We start from the raw sequence: 18,400 nt of genomic DNA on the forward strand, positions 1-18,400 counted from the left end.
CAGAACTCCTTTTGCCTTGGCACGAAAACAGATTCGACAGTCCATTGACAAGGAACTTGGCTCTTCATAGTATGGTATACCATAAGAGATGACCGACGCAAATTTGAGATCGCTGACGGATCTGAGGGACCAGATCGCTTCGGGGCAGGTCCCGCCGACGGAAGCCGTCGAGGCTAGCCTTAGGCAGATCAAGTCATGGAATCCACGCCTCCATGCCTTCCTGACGGTTTGTGAGGCCGAAGCGCTGCAAGCGGCACGCGAAGCGGAGGAGCGGCTGAATGCCGGGGGCCCTCTGCCGCCCCTGCTCGGCGTGCCAATCGCCGCCAAGGATGCCGAAGCGACCCACGGTGTCCGCACGACTTTCGGATCGAAGGTCTACCAGGACTACGTTCCGCCTGTGGACACCATACATGTCGAAAGGCTGAAGGCGGCCGGCGCGATCATCATCGGCAAGACCAATACGCCGGAGTTTACGCTGCTTGGCGAGACCACGAACCTGCTTGGATCGGACTGCCGAACCCCCTCGGATCTTGCGTGCACTTCGGGCGGATCGAGCGGCGGCTCGGCGGCCGCAGTGGCGGCCGGTATCGTGCCGCTTGGTACCGGCACCGATACGGCCGGATCGATCACAATCCCCAGCGCCTTCTGCGGTACGTTCGGCATCAAACCTTCGCATCGCACAATCCCCGTCTGGCCGAATTGGGACGATTGGCCGAGCCTCTACGATGTCGGTCCGATTACCAATTCTGCGCGAGACGCCGCGCTGGCGCTGGATCTGACCGCCGGATATGACGAGCGCGATCCGTTCGCGCGCCGCCTGGCACGTTCGACCGCATTTACCGACGCACTTGCCCAACCGTTGCGGCGCCTGCGCATAGGCTGGCTGATTTCGCATCCGGACCTGCCCGTCGAGCCAATCTGCCGGGCAGCCGTGGAAAATACCGCGTCGCGACTTTCGGGTTTCGGCCACGCGGTCGAGGAAGTTCAACTCCCCATCGAGCCGCCGGGCGAGATCATCGACGTGATCGGCTGCGCCTATGAATATGCCGCGCGCGGATTTCTGCTCGACCAGAAATCCGCCGAACTCCATCCTGAAACCCGAGCCACGCTGGAGCACGGCCGCAACATCACTGCAAGCCAACTCCTGAATGCCGAACTGCGGCGACAGAAGATCAGGAATGCGTTCGAAACCTACTTCGAAGCGTTCGACATTCTGCTGGCACCTGCCACCGCGTGTCCGGCATTTCCGCTACGCAGCCCCCCGTCAACCATCGACGGTCAATCAGTGCCGGAAAACTGGATCGGCTTTTCGCCGTTCAACATGTACGCCAATCTGACCGGCTGCCCGGTTGCCACCGTGCCAGCGTCTCATTCTGGAAGCGACCTGCCTCTCGGCGTGCTTGTTTTCGGGGCATTCGGCCGCGATGATCTTGTTCTGCGGCTTTGCCACTGGCTCGAGACCGAATCCTGAAAGGAGCCAAAAATGCCAGCCCGCATGATCATCTCTCTGGAGCGGCAGCAGGCACGTCCTTACTTCTGAGAGGATCAGGCTGCATCGTACCGCCGGATTCGTCCGCCAGCGGCTGGCGCAAAGCCAAGGCTGGGACCACCGGAAACTGGCCATGGAAAACGGCGATCGCACGCACATCACGCACTAACCACACATGTTTCGTCGCTGGCCTTCCAGAAGGTCGAGCACAGCACGCGCAGCATCGAGCACATTGGTACCGGGGCCGAAAATCGCGGCGACGCCGTGGTCGAGCAGGAACTGGTAATCCTGGCGCGGTACCACACCGCCACACACTACGATCACGTTTTGACCGCCTTTCTGTTTCAAGGTCTCGACGAATTGCGGCAGAAGCGTCTTGTGACCAGCCGCTAGCGACGACACGCCGACCAGATGCACCTTGGGCAGTGATCGCCAGATCGGCCGCCTCCTCTGGCGTTTGAAATAGCGGACCGGCAACAACTTCGAAGCCGAGATCGCCGAAGGCCGAGGCTATGACTTTTGCGCCGCGATCGTGGCCATCCTGGCCGAGCTTGGCCACCATGATCCGCGGCGGGACGCCGATCCTGGCCGAAATCTCCTCCAGCCGCGAGACGAGGGTATGATATTCCGGCTCGTCGCCATAAGCATTGCGGTAAACACCTTTCATCACCTCAGGCACTGCTGAATGGTTGCCGAAGGCGCGTCGCAAGACGTCCGAGATCTCGCCGACAGTGGCGCGCGCACGGGACGCTTCGATCGCAGCGGCTAGGATGTTGCCCTCGCCGGAACGGGCGACGTCATACATTGCAGCCAGCGCCTCCTCCACTAGCCTGGGACTTCGACGACGACGGGTCCGTTCGATGCGGGCGATCTGCGCCTGGCGTACGGCGCTGTTGTCGACCTCCAAAACCGAGATATCATCTTCCTCATCAAGCCGGTATTTATTCACGCCGACGATGACCTGTTCGCTGCGGTCTATCGCGGCCTGACGGCGCGTTGCCGCCTCCTCAATCAACCGCTTAGGAAGGCCGCTTGCCACGGCCTTGGTCATACCACCTAAGGCGTCGACCTCCTCGATCAGCGTCCAGGCCTTTTCGGCCAGATTGTTGGTCAGACTCTCTACATAATAGGATCCGGCCAACGGATCGACGACCTTGGTAACTCCTGTCTCGTGCTGCAAGATGAGCTGGGTGTTGCGGGCGATGCGAGCCGAGAATTCTGTTGGCAGGGCGATTGCCTCATCGAATGAATTGGTGTGCAAGGACTGTGTGCCGCCAAGTACGGCGCTCATCGCTTCGAAGGCCGTGCGAACGATGTTGTTGTAGGGATCTTGCTCTTGCAGCGACACGCCCGAGGTCTGACAATGAGTGCGCAACATCAGCGAGGACGTTTTCAGCGGCTTGAACTCCTGCATGAGGCGCGACCACAAGAGCCGAGCCGCGCGCAACTTGGCAGCTTCCATGAAAAAATTCATGCCGACTGCGAAGAAGAATGATAATCGCCCGGCGAAGTCATCGACGTTCAGCCCCTTGGCGATGGCCGCGCGTACATATTCGCGCCCGTCGGCGAGCGTAAAGGCGAGTTCTTGCACCAGGGTCGCGCCGGCTTCCTGCATGTGATAACCCGAGATCGAGATGGAATTGAACTTCGGCATCTCTCTCGCCGTGTACTCGATGATGTCGGCAATGATCCGCATCGATGGCTCGGGCGGGTAGATGTAAGTGTTGCGGACCATAAACTCCTTGAGTATGTCATTCTGGATGGTGCCCGACAGCATGGCTCGGGGCACCCCCTGCTCTTCGCCAGCAACGATGAAGTTGGCGAGGATCGGTATCACCGCCCCGTTCATAGTCATCGATACCGAAACCTTGTCGAGAGGGATGCCGTCGAACAGGATCTTCACGTCCTCGACAGAATCGATTGCCACGCCCGCCTTGCCGACATCGCCCTCCACGCGCGGATGATCGCTATCATAGCCGCGATGGGTGGCGAGGTCGAAAGCGACCGAAACACCCTGCTGGCCGGCGGCGAGCGCTTTGCGGTAGAATGCGTTGGACTCTTCCGCCGTGGAGAAACCGGCATATTGGCGGATCGTCCAGGGCCTGCCGGCATACATCGTGGCGCGCGGGCCACGCACGAACGGCGTTTCTCGCGGAAGCGAACCTAGATGCCCGACCCGTTCGAGGTCTTTGACTGTGTAGAGCGGCTTGATGTCGATACCTTCGGGTGTACACCAGACCAGCGTGTCCAAATCGACCTTGGTCTCCCCTCCTGCAAGAGAGCGCCATTTCAGTGGCGTATCCAGCAATGTCGCCTCCCTAATAGCGTCAAAGCGCCTTTTCGAGTTCCGGTAGGATGGTGGACAGGTCCCGACGATGCCGTAGTCAGCGACCTTAGAGAGCGCCGCTTCCACCCATGGCCTGCTGCGAGCCCATGGAAACCATTACAATCTCCTCGGCCTTCAGCTTTCTTCAAGCGGATGGTTTCTTCCACGGGATCTCGTCCAACGGGTTCATTCCATCTTCACGTCAGCAAGTTTGACAGCCGAACCATCAGCCTTGATCCTCCCCTTCACATTCGCAGCCACGACCCGTCGTACTGGGACGAGAATCTTCACGCCTGCCTCCTACTCAAATTCCATGATGAGTTCGTCCACCGCGAGACTGGCGCCTTTGGCGGTAGCGACACGTTTGACGACACTTCTGCGGTCGGCGCGCAGCACGTTCTCCATTTTCATCGCCTCGATCGTGGCAAGTGCCTGGCCCACTTCGATATGGTCGCCTTCGCGGACAGCGATCGAAGTAATGATCCCAGGCATCGGACAAAGCAGCATCTTGGAGGTGTCTGACGGCAGCTTCACTGGCATAAGTCGCGCGAGCTCGGCCACGCGCGGGTTGCGCACATTGGCAACCACATCCATGCCACGCCAGCGCAGGCGCCAGCCGCTGCCGGACCGCGAAGTCTTGACGCCGAGTGGCGTTCCATCGACTGCAAAGTGCGCATGCTGCTGGCCCGGCAGCCAGTCGCTCGCGACAGCAGCGGATGTTTCGCCCGCGAATGTTACGACGATGCCGCTGTCTTCCGTCTCGATATGAACCGGGAAGACAAAGCCCGAAAGCGTAACCACGCGGTCCTTGCCCGCCGAGCACCTGCGATCGGCCAAATTACCGGAAATCTGCATACTGCGCCGCTGCACTGCAAGGTCGATGAACGCGGCGACGGCTGCAAGCTTTCTCGCCTGCTCCTGCGAAGGCACAACGCCGGAGAAACCGTCAGGATACTCCTCGGCTATGAAAGCCGTGGTCAGGTGGCCACCTTGAAAGCGCGGACGATCCATCACAGCCGACAGAAAAGGCAGATTGTGGCCGATCCCCTCCACTTCGAAATCATCGAGCGCCAGGCCCATTGCAGCCACTGCCATTGCGCGATCCGGCGCCCAGGTGCAGAGCTTGGCGATCATTGGGTCGTAGTGAATCGAGATAGCGCCGCCCTCGAACACGCCGGTGTCGTTGCGCACCACGGTGCCGTCGTCGCGCCTACCCTCCTGTGGCGGGCGGTAGCGGGTAAGTCGGCCGGTCGACGGCAAGAAACTGCGGTAAGGATCTTCGGCATAGAGCCGGGCCTCCATTGCCCAACCGTTGAGCTTAACGTCACGCTGTGAAAGCCTGAGCTTCTCGCTGGCCGCGACGCGGATCATCTCCCCGACCAGGTCAATGCCGGTGATCAGCTCCGTCACCGGGTGCTCGACCTGCAGGCGCGTGTTCATTTCGAGGAAGTAGAAATTGCGATCGCCGTCGACGATGAATTCGACGGTACCGGCCGAGAAATAACCGACTGCCTGGGCCAGCGCCACGGCCTGTTCGCCCATGGACCTGCGCGTTGCGTCATCGAGGAACGGCGACGGGGCCTCCTCGATCACCTTCTGGTTGCGGCGTTGGATCGAGCATTCGCGCTCGCCTAGATAGATAAGATTGCCATGCTGGTCGCCCAGCACCTGGATTTCGATATGGCGCGGCTGGGTAACGAACTTTTCTATGAAGATGCGATCATCGCCAAACGACGACTTCGCTTCGTTCCTGGACGACTGAAAGCCCTCCCGGGCTTCGGCATCGTTCCACGCGATACGCATGCCCTTGCCGCCGCCACCGGCCGAGGCCTTGATCATGACAGGATAGCCGATCGAGTTGGCGATCTTGACGGCCGCGTTGGCATCGTCGATCAGGCCCATGTGACCAGGCACCGTCGACACGCCAGCTGAAGCTGCGATCTTCTTGGAAGTGATCTTGTCGCCCATCGCTTCGATCGCTACGCCCGGCGGGCCGATGAATGTCACGCCCTCCGCCTTCAGTGCCTCCGCGAAGTGCGCATTCTCCGACAGGAAGCCGTAACCCGGATGCACCGCGTCAGCGCCAGTCGCGCGCACCGCGTCGATGATCTTGGTGATGACGAGATAGGACTCGCTCGATGGCGCCGCACCGACATGGACGGCTTCGTCGGCCAGCTTCACATGCAACGCTTCGCGATCGGCGTCGGAAAAAATGGCGACGGTGGCGATGCCCATCTTCCGCGCCGTTTTAATGACCCGGCAGGCGATCTCGCCTCGATTGGCGATGAGTATCTTTTTGAACATGGTTACCTATCACTAGACGATGAGTGTTTCGGAGTTGGAACCCGTTGCCATTCCATACCCGTCCTTTCCAAGGCCCGCAGATATCCATCTGTGCGTGATGTTCCAGCCAGGCCAGACTTTCCGGGTGCTCCGACGAGCGATGCGAGCTGCCGGGCGTGGCCAAGATCGTGTCGCCACAAGGCCCTGATCGCACATCGTCTGACTCCCTTCAGAGCGGCATGGTGTCGTGTTTCTTCCAGCGCGCGTCTGAGCTCTTGCCGCGCAGTGCCGCGAATGCGCGGACAATGCGGCGACGCGAAGAATGCGGCATGATCACCTCGTCGATGAAGCCGCGCTCGGCGGCGATGAACGGATTAGCGAAACGTTCCTCATATTCCCGGGTGCGCGCGGCAATACGCTCTCTGTCGTCAAGCTCCGAACGGTAGAGGATCTCCGCCGCTCCCTTGGCGCCCATTACCGCGATTTCCGCTGTCGGCCAGGCGTAGTTGATGTCGGCGCCAATGTGCTTTGAGGCCATCACGTCATAGGCGCCGCCATACGCCTTGCGGGTGATCACCGTCACCATGGGCACGGTAGCCTGGGCATAGGCGAACAATAGCTTGGCGCCATGCTTGATGACGCCGCCATATTCCTGAGCTGTGCCCGGCAGGAAGCCCGGCACGTCGACCAAGGTCAGAATAGGGATGGAAAAGGCATCGCAGAAGCGCACGAATCGCGCCGCCTTGCGCGAGGAATCGATATCCAGGCATCCGGCCAGCACCATTGGCTGATTGGCTACGACGCCGACCGGCCGGCCTTCGAGGCGCACGAAGCCGGTGATGATGTTTTTGGCGAAAGCTTCCTGGATCTCGAAGAAATCGCCCTCGTCGGCGATCGCCAGGATCAGTTCCTTCATATTGTACGGTTTGTTGGCATTGTCGGGTATCAGCGTATCGAGCCGCATCTCGATACGCGCCGGGTCGTCGTGAAAGGGGCGGGTCGGGGGCCGTTCGCGGTTGTTGAGCGGCAGAAAGTCTAACAATGCGCGAACCTGCTCCAGCGCTTCTATGTCGTTCTCATAGGCGCCGTCGGCCACCGAGGATTTCTCGGTATGGGTGCGCGCGCCGCCGAGTTCTTCGGCTGTCACGATCTCGTTGGTGACGGTCTTCACCACGTCCGGCCCGGTCACGAACATGTAGGAGCTGTCGCGCACCATGAAGATGAAATCTGTCATGGCCGGCGAATAGACCGCCCCGCCCGCGCAAGGACCCATGATGACTGAGATTTGCGGGATGACGCCAGACGCCTCGACATTGCGCTTGAACACGTCGGCGTAGCCGGCCAGCGACGCGACCCCCTCCTGAATACGAGCGCCACCGCTGTCGTTCAGCCCGATCACCGGCGCGCCGTTGCGCACCGCCATATCCATGATCTTGCAGATTTTCTGGGCATGCGTTTCTGACAGCGAACCACCGAAGACGGTGAAATCTTGGGAGAAGACGTAGACGAGGCGGCCGTTGATGGTGCCCCAGCCGGTGACCACGCCGTCCCCCGCGACCTTGTGCTCGGCCATGCCGAAATCGGTGGCACGATGTGTCACATACATGTCGTATTCCTCGAACGATCCTTCATCGAGGAGCACGTCGAGGCGTTCGCGCGCCGTCAGTTTTCCCTTCGCATGTTGGTTGGCGATTCGCCTTTCGCCGCCACCCAGTCGCGCTTGCCGGCGACGGGCTTCCAGTTGCTCGAGAACGGCGCGCATCAGGACCGCCCTGAACCGAAGGTTCTGCCGGTGACGGTGAACAGCAAAACGACAAGCATCGCCTTGACGACATCCCCGAGAAAGAAGGGGTAGAGGCCCAAAGCAAGCACGGGCTTGAACCAGCCGATGACCGTGCCCAGCCAAAAAAGGCGGGGAATGTAGACGACTGCCGAAGCGAGCAATGCAGCCGCTGCAGCCGATGCGGGTTTTCTCCAGCCGCGCTCACCAAGGCTGCCGGCGACCAGAACGGCAAGCAAGTATCCGACGAGATAGCCGCCAGTTGGCCCGAGCATATAATCTATGCCAATCCCCTTCTCGGGCGTTTCGGCAAAAACAGGCAGGCCAACGGCTCCTTGCATCAGATAGAGCAGGACCGCGACCAGGGCGCGCCGCCGCCCCAGCGCCAGGCCGAGCCCGACCACGACGAGTGTCTGAGTAGTGAACGGTACGGGATCGAAGGGCACTACGATCTTGGACGACAGCGTCAACCCTAGAGAGGCGGCGATGACGGTAGCTCCGTTCAGCGCAAGGGGGGGATTTCGGCGCTCGATGATGGCTTGAAACAAGGGCATCAACTTCCTGTTCAGCGTAGGGGTCGAGCGGAACTAACACCATGCAAATGATTGTTTGAATGCTTGAAAAGGTGCAGAAGCGTAGTGTACAAAATTGCAAAGTTGTTTTTGCGATTTTGCGAATGCCTTCCAACAAGCTTTACATTGGCCGAAAGATACGCGAACTGCGTCAGCTTCAGAATGTTACCCAGACGCAGTTCGCCGAACGGCTCGGGATCTCGACAAGCTATCTGAACCAAATCGAAAACAACCAGCGTCCTGTCTCGGCGGCAGTGCTGCTTGCGCTTGCAGAAAAATTCCGCATCGATCTTGCCGATATTTCGCAATCGGACGGCGATCGCATGATCTCGGCATTGACCGAGGCGCTTTCGGACCCTGTGTTCGAGAGCTACCGCCCCAGCCTTCAGGAGTTGAAACTCATCACGCAGAACGCGCCAACGTTCGCGCGCGCTCTGATCTCCTCACATCAGGCGTATCGGCGTACGAGCGAGCAACTGGCCAGCCTGGATCATTCAATTGGAAGCGCTACGTCCACCGCGGATCCAACCCCCTACGAGGAGGTGCGGGACTTTTTCCATTTCGTCGACAACTACGTCCATGAACTGGATCTGGCAGCTGAGCGCCTGGCGACGAATCTCGACCTGCCCGATGGGAATACCAGCGCAGCGCTGGCCAGTCATCTTGAAGCGCGCCATGCCGTTCGCATTCTAGATACCAAGGCCGAAGAGGGCGTTCTAAGACGCTATGATCCGGCTGCAAAGGCCTTGTTCCTGAACCCTTATGCACCTGCAGCGACACGCAATTTCCAGATGGCCTTCCAGATCGCCACACTGGAAATGAAAATGGAAATAGACGCGATCGCGCGCGACGCCGAATTCCGCACCCAAGAGGCGGCGGAGATTTGCACGATCGGTCTGCAGAACTACTTCGCCGGTGCCTTGACCCTGCCCTATCAACCGTTTCTCACGGCAGGGAAAGAACTTCGCCACGACCTTGAAATGCTGGCCACGCGTTTCGGAGCCAGCATTGAGCAGGTCGCGCACCGTCTGTCGACCTTGCAGCGGCCCGCGATGAAAGGTGTGCCGGTATTTTTCGCCCGCATCGACCGTGCGGGGAATATCACCAAGCGCCACAGCGCGGCAAAGCTGCAGTTCGCGCGTTACGGTGCGGCTTGTCCGCTGTGGAACGCACACCAGGCGTTCGAAAGGCCCGGCCGCATCATCCGGCAACTTGCCGAGACACCGGATGGTGTGCGCTACCTCAGTCTCGCGACAGAGATCGCCAAGAGCGGCGGGGGCTTCAATACCATGCAGCGACGTTACGCCATCGCGCTGGGCTGCGAAATCTCGTATGCTGCCGACTTCGTCTATGCTGACGGGCTCGATCTCAATAACCGCTCGGCCTTCGATCCGATCGGAATATCCTGTCGCGTCTGCGAAAGGGTGAATTGCCCCCAACGTGCCGTTCCGCCGCTCAAGCGGCGGCTGGCCGTGGATCGGGATCGACGCGGAATATTACCGTACACGCTAATATAGGTCGGGCCGACAAACCCGTTTCCAGAGCACTCCCTTTTAGTGCCAAGTGATCCCGCGTTGTTACCGCCTTGGTGAAAATGGTAACAACACTCCGCTTGCGGGGGGCGACGGTGCGCAGTTAAGGACGGACGCACGTGGTGCTCTACTCTCGTCGCGGCAGTGAGCGTGGCTCTGTCATTGCCATCCCTCCATTTTTTGGAAGGATGCCGCCGGGCACCCGGAGGGCACCCGGTGGGCTTGCCCGCGTAAAGGGGTCACTTGCTGCTGTTGATCGCGATGCGCTTGGCGTTTGCCTGCGCCTTTTCGGTCTTCGGCAGCGTCACCGTAAGCACACCATTCTTGAAGTTCGCGGCGACCTTGTTCTCGTCGACCTCACGGCCAAGGGCAAGACGCCGTTCGAAACGCCCATAGTAGCGTTCGCTGAAGTGACGATCCTTGTCCTCGGTTTCCGACTTCTTCTCGCCACGCAGCGTCAAGACCCCGTCCTCCAACAATACCTCGACGTCGTTTTCCTCAAGACCAGGCACTTCAGCCGTCACCCGAATCTCCTTGTCGGTTTCCGAGAATTCGACGTTCGGCCAGCCGCCGCTGCGCGGCATCATTCGGCCAAACATCGCAGGAGTGTCAAAACCCCGGAAGGCCTCGTCGAACAGCCGGTTGACGTTGCGGTGCAACGACAGGAACGGGTCCATGTCGTCGCCGCTATAGATCGTCGGAGCCTGGTTGTTGCCACGGTTCCAGGGCATCAGGCCACGTACACTCATCTTATTTCTCCTTTCCTGCTCTTCGTGTTCCTTTCTCGTTTTGGTCGTTACTCCCCGTCGGAACAGGCGATTACATAGGCCAGTTTTCTGGTCAGGCCGCTACTTCGCCCTCGATCCGCTTCGATGACTTCTTGGCCGGCGCGGCATTGATCGCGATCCGGCGCGGCTTCATCTCCTCGGGAATTTCCTTCTTGAGGTCGATGATCAGCAGGCCATTTTCCAATTTCGCGCCCTCTACCATCACGTGGTCGGCGAGTTCGAAGTGGCGGACAAACGGCCTCAGTGCCAGGCCATGATGGAGGTACTGCACCTCCTCGTTCTCGGTCTTGGCTCCGTTGATCACCAGCATATTCGGCTCATGCGTGATCGTCAGCTCGTTCTCGCCAAATCCTGCCACCGCGATGACGATGCGATAGGCCTCCTCGCTGAGCTTGGTGATGTCATATGGCGGCCAATTGTCACCGTTCTGCGGAACATTGGCCTTTTCGAGCAGGTCGAAAATACGGTCGAAGCCGATGCTCGACCTGTAGAAGGGAGAAAAGTCCATGTTCGTTCTCATAGCTACATCCTCCTCGGAGCAACATAGATACGAGAGAGCGCCAAGAAGCAGCCTGGCGCTCCCTGACCCGTCGGTCCGGTTCATGGCGACCGACAGAAAGGAGTTGGGAACGGCCTTCCCCAACGTCAAGAGGGCCTGAAGATCTTTCGGCTATCGCATCTATTGACCGAGCATCGCGGGCAAAAACCGCCCGGGGCGTGGCCGCGTTGATCGACCTGATCTAGCCCGAGAACGAAGTGACGGCTGCTGTTTGATCGGTCCGCCGGTTCCTGTCTACACAGACCGCTATTATGCATCCAGTGGCTGGCCTTCCCGGCTTGGCAGATGCTCAGATCCTCTGGCAACGGATATGGAGATAGCGTCCAGCCGTCGCAACGCATCCATGACCGCGTCGAAAGTCACCGGAGCCGCGGCACCGGGAGGCTTGCGCAACGCCGGCACGGATTCGACCGCACAGGCATCCGAGGCCCATGAGGCGAGGATCGCACGTTTTTCCTGTATGTTGAGCTTTTTGTCTTCCACGACATGGTCGGGGTGGCTGAAGTGCCGCGCCGGGTAAAGCAGTCGGTCGAGCCAAAAATCCGAGGTTTCATGCGCGGTCGAGGGGATGATCGTCGAGACGCCGCGTTCCATCGATGGTCCTCCGCTTCCAAAGTTCTCCTTTGCATTCTGCGTCATTGTAGGATCTTCAAGAGATCCCACTCATAAGAATTTTGGTTTGCTCCGGCGTGATTTCAAGATGCTCGATATCATGCTCCGACGCGAATAGTCGTATGATTTCATGTCGGTAGCACTCTCGTGTGCGGAGTGCTAAAATTTTTCGAGTGACCTCTTGAAACTCGAAAAACCGAAACCAGATCGTTTTGCGCGCGATGCCGTAAAGGATCGCGCGACCCCGCCCGAAGCTTCGGCGGCGGCGCGGAGCGACCTCTTGAAAAATCTGCTATCCATGAGGAGAACGACATGACGTTCCGTCCCTTGCACGACCGAATCCTGGTCCGCCGCATCGAGGCCGAAGAGAAGACTGCCGGCGGCATCATCATCCCCGACACCGCCAAGGAAAAACCGCAGGAAGGCGAGGTCATCGCTGTTGGGCCCGGGGCTCGCGACGACACCGGCAAGCTGGTCGAACTCGACGTCAGGGTTGGTGATCGCATCCTGTTCGGCAAATGGTCGGGTACCGAGATCAAGCTCAATGGCGAGGACCTGCTCATCCTGAAGGAAAGCGACGCGATGGGCGTGATCGAGGTTACCGCCGAAGCCAACAAGGCTGCCTGAGCGGGTGGACAAGAACGCTGCTTGGAAAGGAGTAGTCCAATGGCTGCCAAGGAAGTCAAGTTTCATACAGAGGCCCGCGAGAAGATGCTGCGTGGCGTCGATATCCTGGCCAACGCGGTAAAGGTCACACTTGGACCAAAGGGACGAAACGTCGTCCTGGACAAGTCGTTCGGCGCGCCCCGCATCACCAAGGATGGCGTCACTGTCGCCAAAGAGATCGAACTTGAAGACAAGTTCGAGAACATGGGCGCGCAGATGGTCCGCGAGGTCGCCTCGAAGACGAGCGATATCGCCGGCGATGGTACCACCACAGCGACCGTGCTCGCCCAGGCAATCGTCCGGGAAGGCGCCAAAGCTGTCGCCTCCGGCATGAACCCGATGGACCTGAAGCGCGGTCTCGACAAGGCGGTCGACGCGATCGTCGAAGAACTGACGGCGAATGCCCGCAAGGTGACCAACAATGACGAGATCGCTCAGGTCGGCACCATCTCGGCCAACGGCGACACTGAGATCGGCCGCTTCTTGGCCGAAGCGATGCAGAAGGTCGGCAACGAGGGCGTCATTACAGTGGAAGAAGCCAAGACCGCCGAGACCGAGCTCGAAGTGGTCGAAGGCATGCAGTTCGACCGCGGCTATCTCTCGCCTTACTTCATCACCAATCCGGACAAGATGCGCGTGGAGCTTGAAGAACCTTATGTGCTGATACACGAGAAAAAGCTCTCCAACCTGCAGGCGCTCCTGCCGGTGCTCGAGGCCGTCGTCCAGTCAGGCAAGCCGCTGCTGATCATCGCCGAGGATGTCGAGGGTGAGGCTCTGGCCACGCTCGTCGTCAACAAACTGCGTGGCGGCCTCAAGGTCGCTGCAGTCAAGGCGCCGGGTTTTGGCGACCGCCGCAAGGCGATGCTCGAAGACATCGCCATTCTCACCGGTGGCACCGCGATTTCGGAGGATCTCGGCATCAAGCTCGAGAACGTGACCCTGAACATGCTCGGCCGGGCCAAGAAGGTGGTGGTGGAGAAGGAAAACACGACGATTGTCGACGGGGCCGGCTCGAAGACCGAGATCGCGGGCCGCGTCAACCAGATCAAGGCGCAGATAGGAGACCACCTCCGATTATGATCGTGAAAAGCTGCAGGAGCGGCTGGCTAAGCTCGCCGGGGGCGTCGCTGTGATCCGCGTCGGCGGCTCAACCGAGGTCGAGGTCAAGGAGCGCAAGGATCGTGTCGATGATGCGATGCACGCGACGCGGGCGGCCGTGGAGGAAGGCATCTTGCCGGGCGGCGGTGTCGCGCTGCTGCGGGCGGTCAAGGCGCTTAATGGCGTTGCGACGGAAAATGCCGATCAGAAGCACGGCGTCGAGATCGTGCGCAAGGCGATCGAGGCTCCTGTCCGCCAGATCGCCGAGAACGCCGGCGCCGAAGGCTCGATCATCGTCGGCAAACTGCGCGAAGCAGCCGACTTTGGCTACGGCTGGAACGCACAGACAAACGAGTTCGGGGACCTTTACAAACAGGGTGTCATCGATCCGGTCAAGGTGGTGCGGATCGCGCTCCAGGACGCGGCGTCCGTCGCCGGCCTCCTGATGACCACGGAAGCGATGGTCGCCGAGAAGCCGAAGAAGGAAACGCCGGCCGCTCCGCCGATGCCTGGCGGCGTAGACTTCTGACAATGAGCCAGTGCTTCGGCGTGTCATCGCGGGCACGGCACTTCACCACAGGGTGCTGTAATGAACATAATGGACATTGAAAGGTTTCCGCCGCCGCAGCGTTCGCCAAGCGATCTGAACTACGACGCGGACCTGAAAGCGGTGCTGGGTCCGGTTCTTTCAGAACTGCTCGACAGAGCGGAAGCCGCCGGATGGGACCGCCGAAAGGCTGCCTGTTCCGTGATGTTTTTGGCTGCGCGCAAGGTCACCCATGGCACCGCAGACCGAAGTTGAAAGGTCAAAAAACTGCGCTCCGGGCGGCAGGGACTGGCCGCCCGAGGTCGTCCACCTCGAATACTTCTCCGGTGATCCTGCCGCACTCGCAGGACCGAGTGGCAGTTCGAAGTGCGGCTTGCGCGCTCCGGCGGCAGCTATATCGTCCAGAAGACAAGAGCCTCATGGAGGTGCTGCAGGACAACGGGATCGATGTCGATTTTTCCTGTGAGCAGGGCGTCTGGGACACCTGTGTCACGGATGTGCTAGTAGGCGGGCCCGACTACCGCGATCTGTTCTTGACACCCGCCAGCAAGGCCGCGAACAACAACATGTGCCTGTGCGTTTCCCGCGCGAAATCACCGGTTCTTGTCCTGGACGTATAAGTGCGCCCTCAGAGCGTGGGCAATGAAAAATCGCGAGGCGTTATGGCACCGCAGGGCGATCGTTGCGCTGGCTCGCCGCATTGTGATCGTCAAGCATCAGATGTGGCTTACGGAAGAGCCGTTCCGGTACTGCGCACGCCAGCAGAATTGCGCGGCGATTGCACAAGCGCATCTCCGCCGGTTTACGTTCAGCTGGCCGAGAGAGGTCAGTCCGTCGCGATCCCTGCCCGCCGATTTGCGGACGGATCGGCAGAGTGATTGTCAATCGCGCGCGTTAGTGGCGCAAAAGAAATATTTCTGTTATAAATATACCTAGAGAGATTGCTCCATGGAGCATGTATATCAGGGACAAGATTACCAAATCGACATTGGAAAGCAGCTTGTTCGATTTAAAGCGCTTGAAGAAATTTTGGATTAATGTCGGGGTTACCAGCTAACTCGATTCTCGTAGCGGTCAAAACTAAAAACATCATTGCGGGGTTCGGAAATGCCGTGCATTACGTTTGCTGCCGTCGTGCCAAAGCACGCCTGTGGTGACCAATGGCATTATTGACCAAGTCACTAGTGGCTATAATCTCCTCTGAGTGAAAATTCTTTTCACGCGAGAAAAATATCCGGGAGAAGATTGTATGGATAAAAGGGTAGCAGTCATCGGCGCCGGACCGTCGGGCCTGGCACAGCTTAGAGCGTTTCAGTCGGCTGCCGCCAAGGGCGCTGACATTCCCGAAATCGTCTGCTTCGAGAAGCAGTCGGATTGGGGTGGGCTGTGGAACTACACCTGGCGCACCGGCACCGACGAGTACGGCGATCCGGTACATGGCTCGATGTACCGTTATCTATGGTCGAACGGCCCCAAGGAATGCCTGGAGTTCGCCGACTATACCTTCGAGGAACATTTCGGCCGGCCGATCGCCTCCTATCCGCCGCGCGCAGTGCTGTGGGACTACATCAAGGGTCGCGTCGAGAAGGCCGACGTGCGCAATTGGGTGCGCTTCAACACCGCCGTACGCATGGTCACCTATTCGGAGGCGAGCGGCAAGTTCACCGTCACCGTGCACGACCGCACCAAGGACGTAGTCTATGCCGAAGAGTTCGACCATGTCGTCGTCGCCTCAGGGCATTTCTCCACGCCGAACGTGCCGCATTTCGAGGGCATCGAGAAATTCGGCGGCCGCGTCTTGCATTCGCATGACTTCCGCGACGCGCTGGAGTTCAGGGGCAAGGACGTGCTTTTGATTGGCCGCAGCTATTCGGCCGAGGACATCGGCTCGCAGTGCTACAAATACGGTGCCCGATTCATCGCCAACAGCTACCGCTCCAAGCCGATGGGCTTCAAATGGCCGAAGAACTGGGAGGAAAAGCCGCTGTTGATGCGGGTCAAGGGCAAGACCTGCCACTTCAAGGACGGCAGTTCGCGCGAGTTCGACGCCATCATCATGTGCACCGGCTACCTGCATTATTTCCCGTTCCTGACCGAGGATCTGAGGCTGAAGACCGACAACCGGCTGTGGCCGCTTGGGCTCTACAAGGGCGTGGTGTGGGAACAGAACCCGAAGCTGTTCTATCTCGGCATGCAGGACCAGTTTTACACCTTCAACATGTTCGACGCGCAGGCGTGGTTTGCCCGCGACGTCATGCTGGGGCGCATCCCGCTGCCGGGCAAGGCCGAGATGACGGCCGACAGCCAGAAGTGGCGAGCGCGTGAGGAAAAGCTCCAGGACGCCGAGCAGATGATCTGGTTCCAGGGCGACTACATCCAAGGTCTGATCGACCTGACCGACTATCCCGACTTCAACATCCCGGCCGTCAACAAGACGTTCATGGAGTGGGAGCACCACAAGATGGAAGACATCATGGGCTTCCGCAATCATGGCTACCGCTCGCTGCTCACCGGGACCATGGCCCCCAAACACCACACATTGTGGCTTGAAGCCCTGGATGATTCGCTGGAGGCATATCTGCAGCTTCCCAGGCCGGCCGACGAACAGGCAAGTTCTGCGGCCGCCGAGGGGGTCAAGCCACAATCACCGGGTATGCGGTCTGCCGAGGCCAGCCTGGTCCACGCCAACCAGAAGGAGGCTTGTTGACGCTACCTTTCGTGCCTCCCCGAAATCATTTGAGATTTCGGGGAGACATATTCGCGCGAGGAGTTGATCCGTTCAAAGAAACTGTCAAAATCCACCTTGGAGGTCGAGCTTCTAGTGGCCATGTTCGCCTTTCAGATGTCGGGATCCCCGCTAAGCCGAGGAACCATGGATGATTGATGAAGAAGAGACCGTCGTCGCGCTGACCAATCTGGCAAGGGATATCGGCGAACCCAATTTTCACCTTCGCCTTCTCGAACTCGTCGGCGCCGTGCTGCCGCACGATATGGGCTGGATAGTTCGTTACCGTGCCGGATCAGAGCCGGACGTTCTCTACACCAAGGCAATAAAAGCCACTTTGGTCGACTATTATCTCCAGATGAAGCCCAACTCGGGCGACCCCTATCTCTGTTCCTGGCGCAGCAACTCACACGCCCGGGTTGAAACGATGGACGCCGCCTTGCCGTTGGCGATCGATCGCAATTTTTACGCGCAGGAATTCAGGCGCAAAGCCGAGTTTACGGACGAACTGGCGGTCTTCCTGCCGGTGCCCGGCGCATCCTGCATTTCACTTTTTCTCGAAAGGCGCGATCGCCGCTTCACCGGCGACGATCTCGACCAGGTCCAGCGGCTGTTCCCGGCCATGCTCGACTTCCATCAAACCCATATGCGGTTGCTCTTCGCCAACCTCTCGCATGAAATGTCGGATCGGCGCGCGATTGAAGATGGCGCCATCAGCGTGCTCGATCGCTCGGGACGGCTGGTTTTTTCGACGCCCGGCTGGAGGGAGCTTGAGGCGCGTGATCACCGGATGGTGGCATTGCTGGAGGCGACCTCTGCTCACGATGCCGCCGAAATCGTGGCCAACATCGCATCGCCGTTGCGCCTGCTTCCACTGGACGAGATGAATCCGATAGCCCCAGGCGGCGTGCTGGTCTACGCCGCCGACGAAGCCGGCTTCACCGAGGCGATGAACGGCGAGGCTGCATCGGCGGTGATCGATCAACTCACCCCTCGCGAGCGCGATATCATGCTCTTCACTCTGGAGGGGCTGAGCACGGGCGCCATCGCCCAACGCCTTGGCATAGCCAAGGGCTCGATCAAGAACTGCCGTTTGCGCATGTACCGCAAATTCGGTGTGACCTCCGAACGGGCAATGATCTCCGCGGTCATGCCCTTCACCAGCCAGTTGAAGGCGCGACTTGAAGCCGTCGAACGCAATTCACGCTAAGGCATATCGAAGGTCGCGACACCGCTAATTTATTCTTACCGTATCGGCGCGGGAATCCGCGCTGCCGAAGAAGGCGTCGATTTCCGTCGAACGCTGCTGATCCCGATCCTGACGATCAGAGCCCTCCGCACGAGGAGGGTAGTGCCATCAGGCACTATTGCCGCACTTCTCAGGACTGCCGAAAATTCCCTAGCGCAAGACCGGCCGGCCTGG

13 protein-coding genes and 4 pseudogenes are annotated in these 18,400 nt (G+C 59.6%); 9 read left to right on the plus strand and 8 right to left on the minus strand.

The features are described 5' to 3' along the window. Positions 1-88: 88 nt before the first annotated feature. Positions 89-1,471: an amidase gene (locus tag ACLKMW_RS23110; RefSeq protein ID WP_415726887.1), complete on the plus strand. Its 1,383-nt coding sequence runs from the start codon at positions 89-91 to the stop codon at positions 1,469-1,471. A 183-nt stretch (positions 1,472-1,654) separates the two neighbouring features. Here ACLKMW_RS23110 and scpA read toward each other — a convergent pair. The 5 genes and pseudogenes from scpA to ACLKMW_RS23135 form a co-directional block, all read right to left on the minus strand. Further along, positions 1,655-3,797, minus strand: a pseudogene (gene scpA / locus ACLKMW_RS23115) (methylmalonyl-CoA mutase). 109 nt (positions 3,798-3,906) lie between these two features. Continuing rightward, a pseudogene (locus ACLKMW_RS23120) lies at positions 3,907-4,106 on the minus strand (electron transfer flavoprotein subunit beta/FixA family protein); the annotation flags it as partial. A 9-nt stretch (positions 4,107-4,115) separates the two neighbouring features. Next, positions 4,116-6,119, minus strand: coding sequence for an acetyl-CoA carboxylase biotin carboxylase subunit (locus ACLKMW_RS23125; RefSeq protein WP_415726888.1), 2,004 nt, complete (start codon positions 6,117-6,119; stop codon positions 4,116-4,118). 208 nt (positions 6,120-6,327) lie between these two features. Continuing rightward, the gene (locus ACLKMW_RS23130; RefSeq protein WP_415726889.1) at positions 6,328-7,860 is read right to left on the minus strand and encodes an acyl-CoA carboxylase subunit beta; all 1,533 of its coding nucleotides are present in this window, start codon (positions 7,858-7,860) and stop codon (positions 6,328-6,330) included. Then, complete coding sequence (locus ACLKMW_RS23135; protein ID WP_415726890.1) at positions 7,860-8,432, minus strand: biotin transporter BioY; 573 nt, start codon at positions 8,430-8,432, stop codon at positions 7,860-7,862. Before ACLKMW_RS23135 ends, ACLKMW_RS23130 begins: the two co-directional genes overlap by 1 nt. Positions 8,433-8,554: 122 nt before the next feature. Between ACLKMW_RS23135 and ACLKMW_RS23140 the strand changes: the two genes are divergently transcribed. Then, complete coding sequence (locus tag ACLKMW_RS23140; protein ID WP_415726916.1) at positions 8,555-9,967, plus strand: helix-turn-helix domain-containing protein; 1,413 nt, start codon at positions 8,555-8,557, stop codon at positions 9,965-9,967. A 254-nt stretch (positions 9,968-10,221) separates the two neighbouring features. Here the strand turns inward: ACLKMW_RS23140 and ACLKMW_RS23145 are convergent, their stop codons facing one another. The 3 genes from ACLKMW_RS23145 to ACLKMW_RS23155 form a co-directional block, all read right to left on the minus strand. Continuing rightward, positions 10,222-10,731, minus strand: a complete 510-nt coding sequence (locus tag ACLKMW_RS23145; protein WP_415726891.1) for an Hsp20/alpha crystallin family protein — start codon at positions 10,729-10,731, stop codon at positions 10,222-10,224. 91 nt (positions 10,732-10,822) lie between these two features. Then, positions 10,823-11,290: an Hsp20 family protein gene (locus tag ACLKMW_RS23150; protein WP_415726892.1), complete on the minus strand. Its 468-nt coding sequence runs from the start codon at positions 11,288-11,290 to the stop codon at positions 10,823-10,825. A 288-nt stretch (positions 11,291-11,578) separates the two neighbouring features. Further along, positions 11,579-11,923 carry a hypothetical protein gene (locus ACLKMW_RS23155; RefSeq protein WP_415726893.1) on the minus strand — a complete coding sequence of 115 codons (345 nt, stop codon included), beginning with the start codon at positions 11,921-11,923 and terminating at the stop codon, positions 11,579-11,581. Between the two features lie 330 nt (positions 11,924-12,253). Here ACLKMW_RS23155 and ACLKMW_RS23160 point away from each other — a divergent pair, with 330 nt between their 5' ends. The 7 genes and pseudogenes from ACLKMW_RS23160 to ACLKMW_RS23190 all read left to right on the plus strand — a co-directional run bounded on the left by ACLKMW_RS23160 (position 12,254) and on the right by ACLKMW_RS23190 (position 18,187). Then, positions 12,254-12,568 (plus strand): co-chaperone GroES, encoded by a 315-nt coding sequence (locus ACLKMW_RS23160; protein ID WP_415726894.1) that lies wholly within the window; start codon positions 12,254-12,256, stop codon positions 12,566-12,568. Between the two features lie 39 nt (positions 12,569-12,607). Then, positions 12,608-14,234: pseudogene (gene groL, locus ACLKMW_RS23165) on the plus strand (chaperonin GroEL). 60 nt (positions 14,235-14,294) lie between these two features. Further along, complete coding sequence (locus tag ACLKMW_RS23170) at positions 14,295-14,507, plus strand: hypothetical protein (RefSeq protein WP_415726895.1); 213 nt, start codon at positions 14,295-14,297, stop codon at positions 14,505-14,507. After that, complete coding sequence (locus tag ACLKMW_RS23175) at positions 14,426-14,872, plus strand: 2Fe-2S iron-sulfur cluster-binding protein (RefSeq protein ID WP_415726896.1); 447 nt, start codon at positions 14,426-14,428, stop codon at positions 14,870-14,872. Before ACLKMW_RS23170 ends, ACLKMW_RS23175 begins: the two co-directional genes overlap by 82 nt. A gap of 22 nt (positions 14,873-14,894) precedes the next feature. Next, positions 14,895-15,188: a hypothetical protein gene (locus tag ACLKMW_RS23180; protein WP_415726897.1), complete on the plus strand. Its 294-nt coding sequence runs from the start codon at positions 14,895-14,897 to the stop codon at positions 15,186-15,188. A gap of 313 nt (positions 15,189-15,501) precedes the next feature. Beyond that, positions 15,502-16,836 (plus strand): annotated as a pseudogene (locus ACLKMW_RS23185) (NAD(P)-binding domain-containing protein); the annotation flags it as partial. Positions 16,837-17,128: 292 nt separating this feature from the next. Then, positions 17,129-18,187, plus strand: a complete 1,059-nt coding sequence (locus ACLKMW_RS23190) for a helix-turn-helix transcriptional regulator (RefSeq protein WP_415726898.1) — start codon at positions 17,129-17,131, stop codon at positions 18,185-18,187. The last annotated feature ends 213 nt before the right edge of the window (positions 18,188-18,400 follow it).

Origin of the sequence: Borborobacter xinjiangensis (assembly GCF_047739745.1) — a bacterium.
In the GTDB taxonomy this organism is placed as follows: Bacteria; Pseudomonadota; Alphaproteobacteria; order Rhizobiales; family Rhizobiaceae; genus Pseudaminobacter.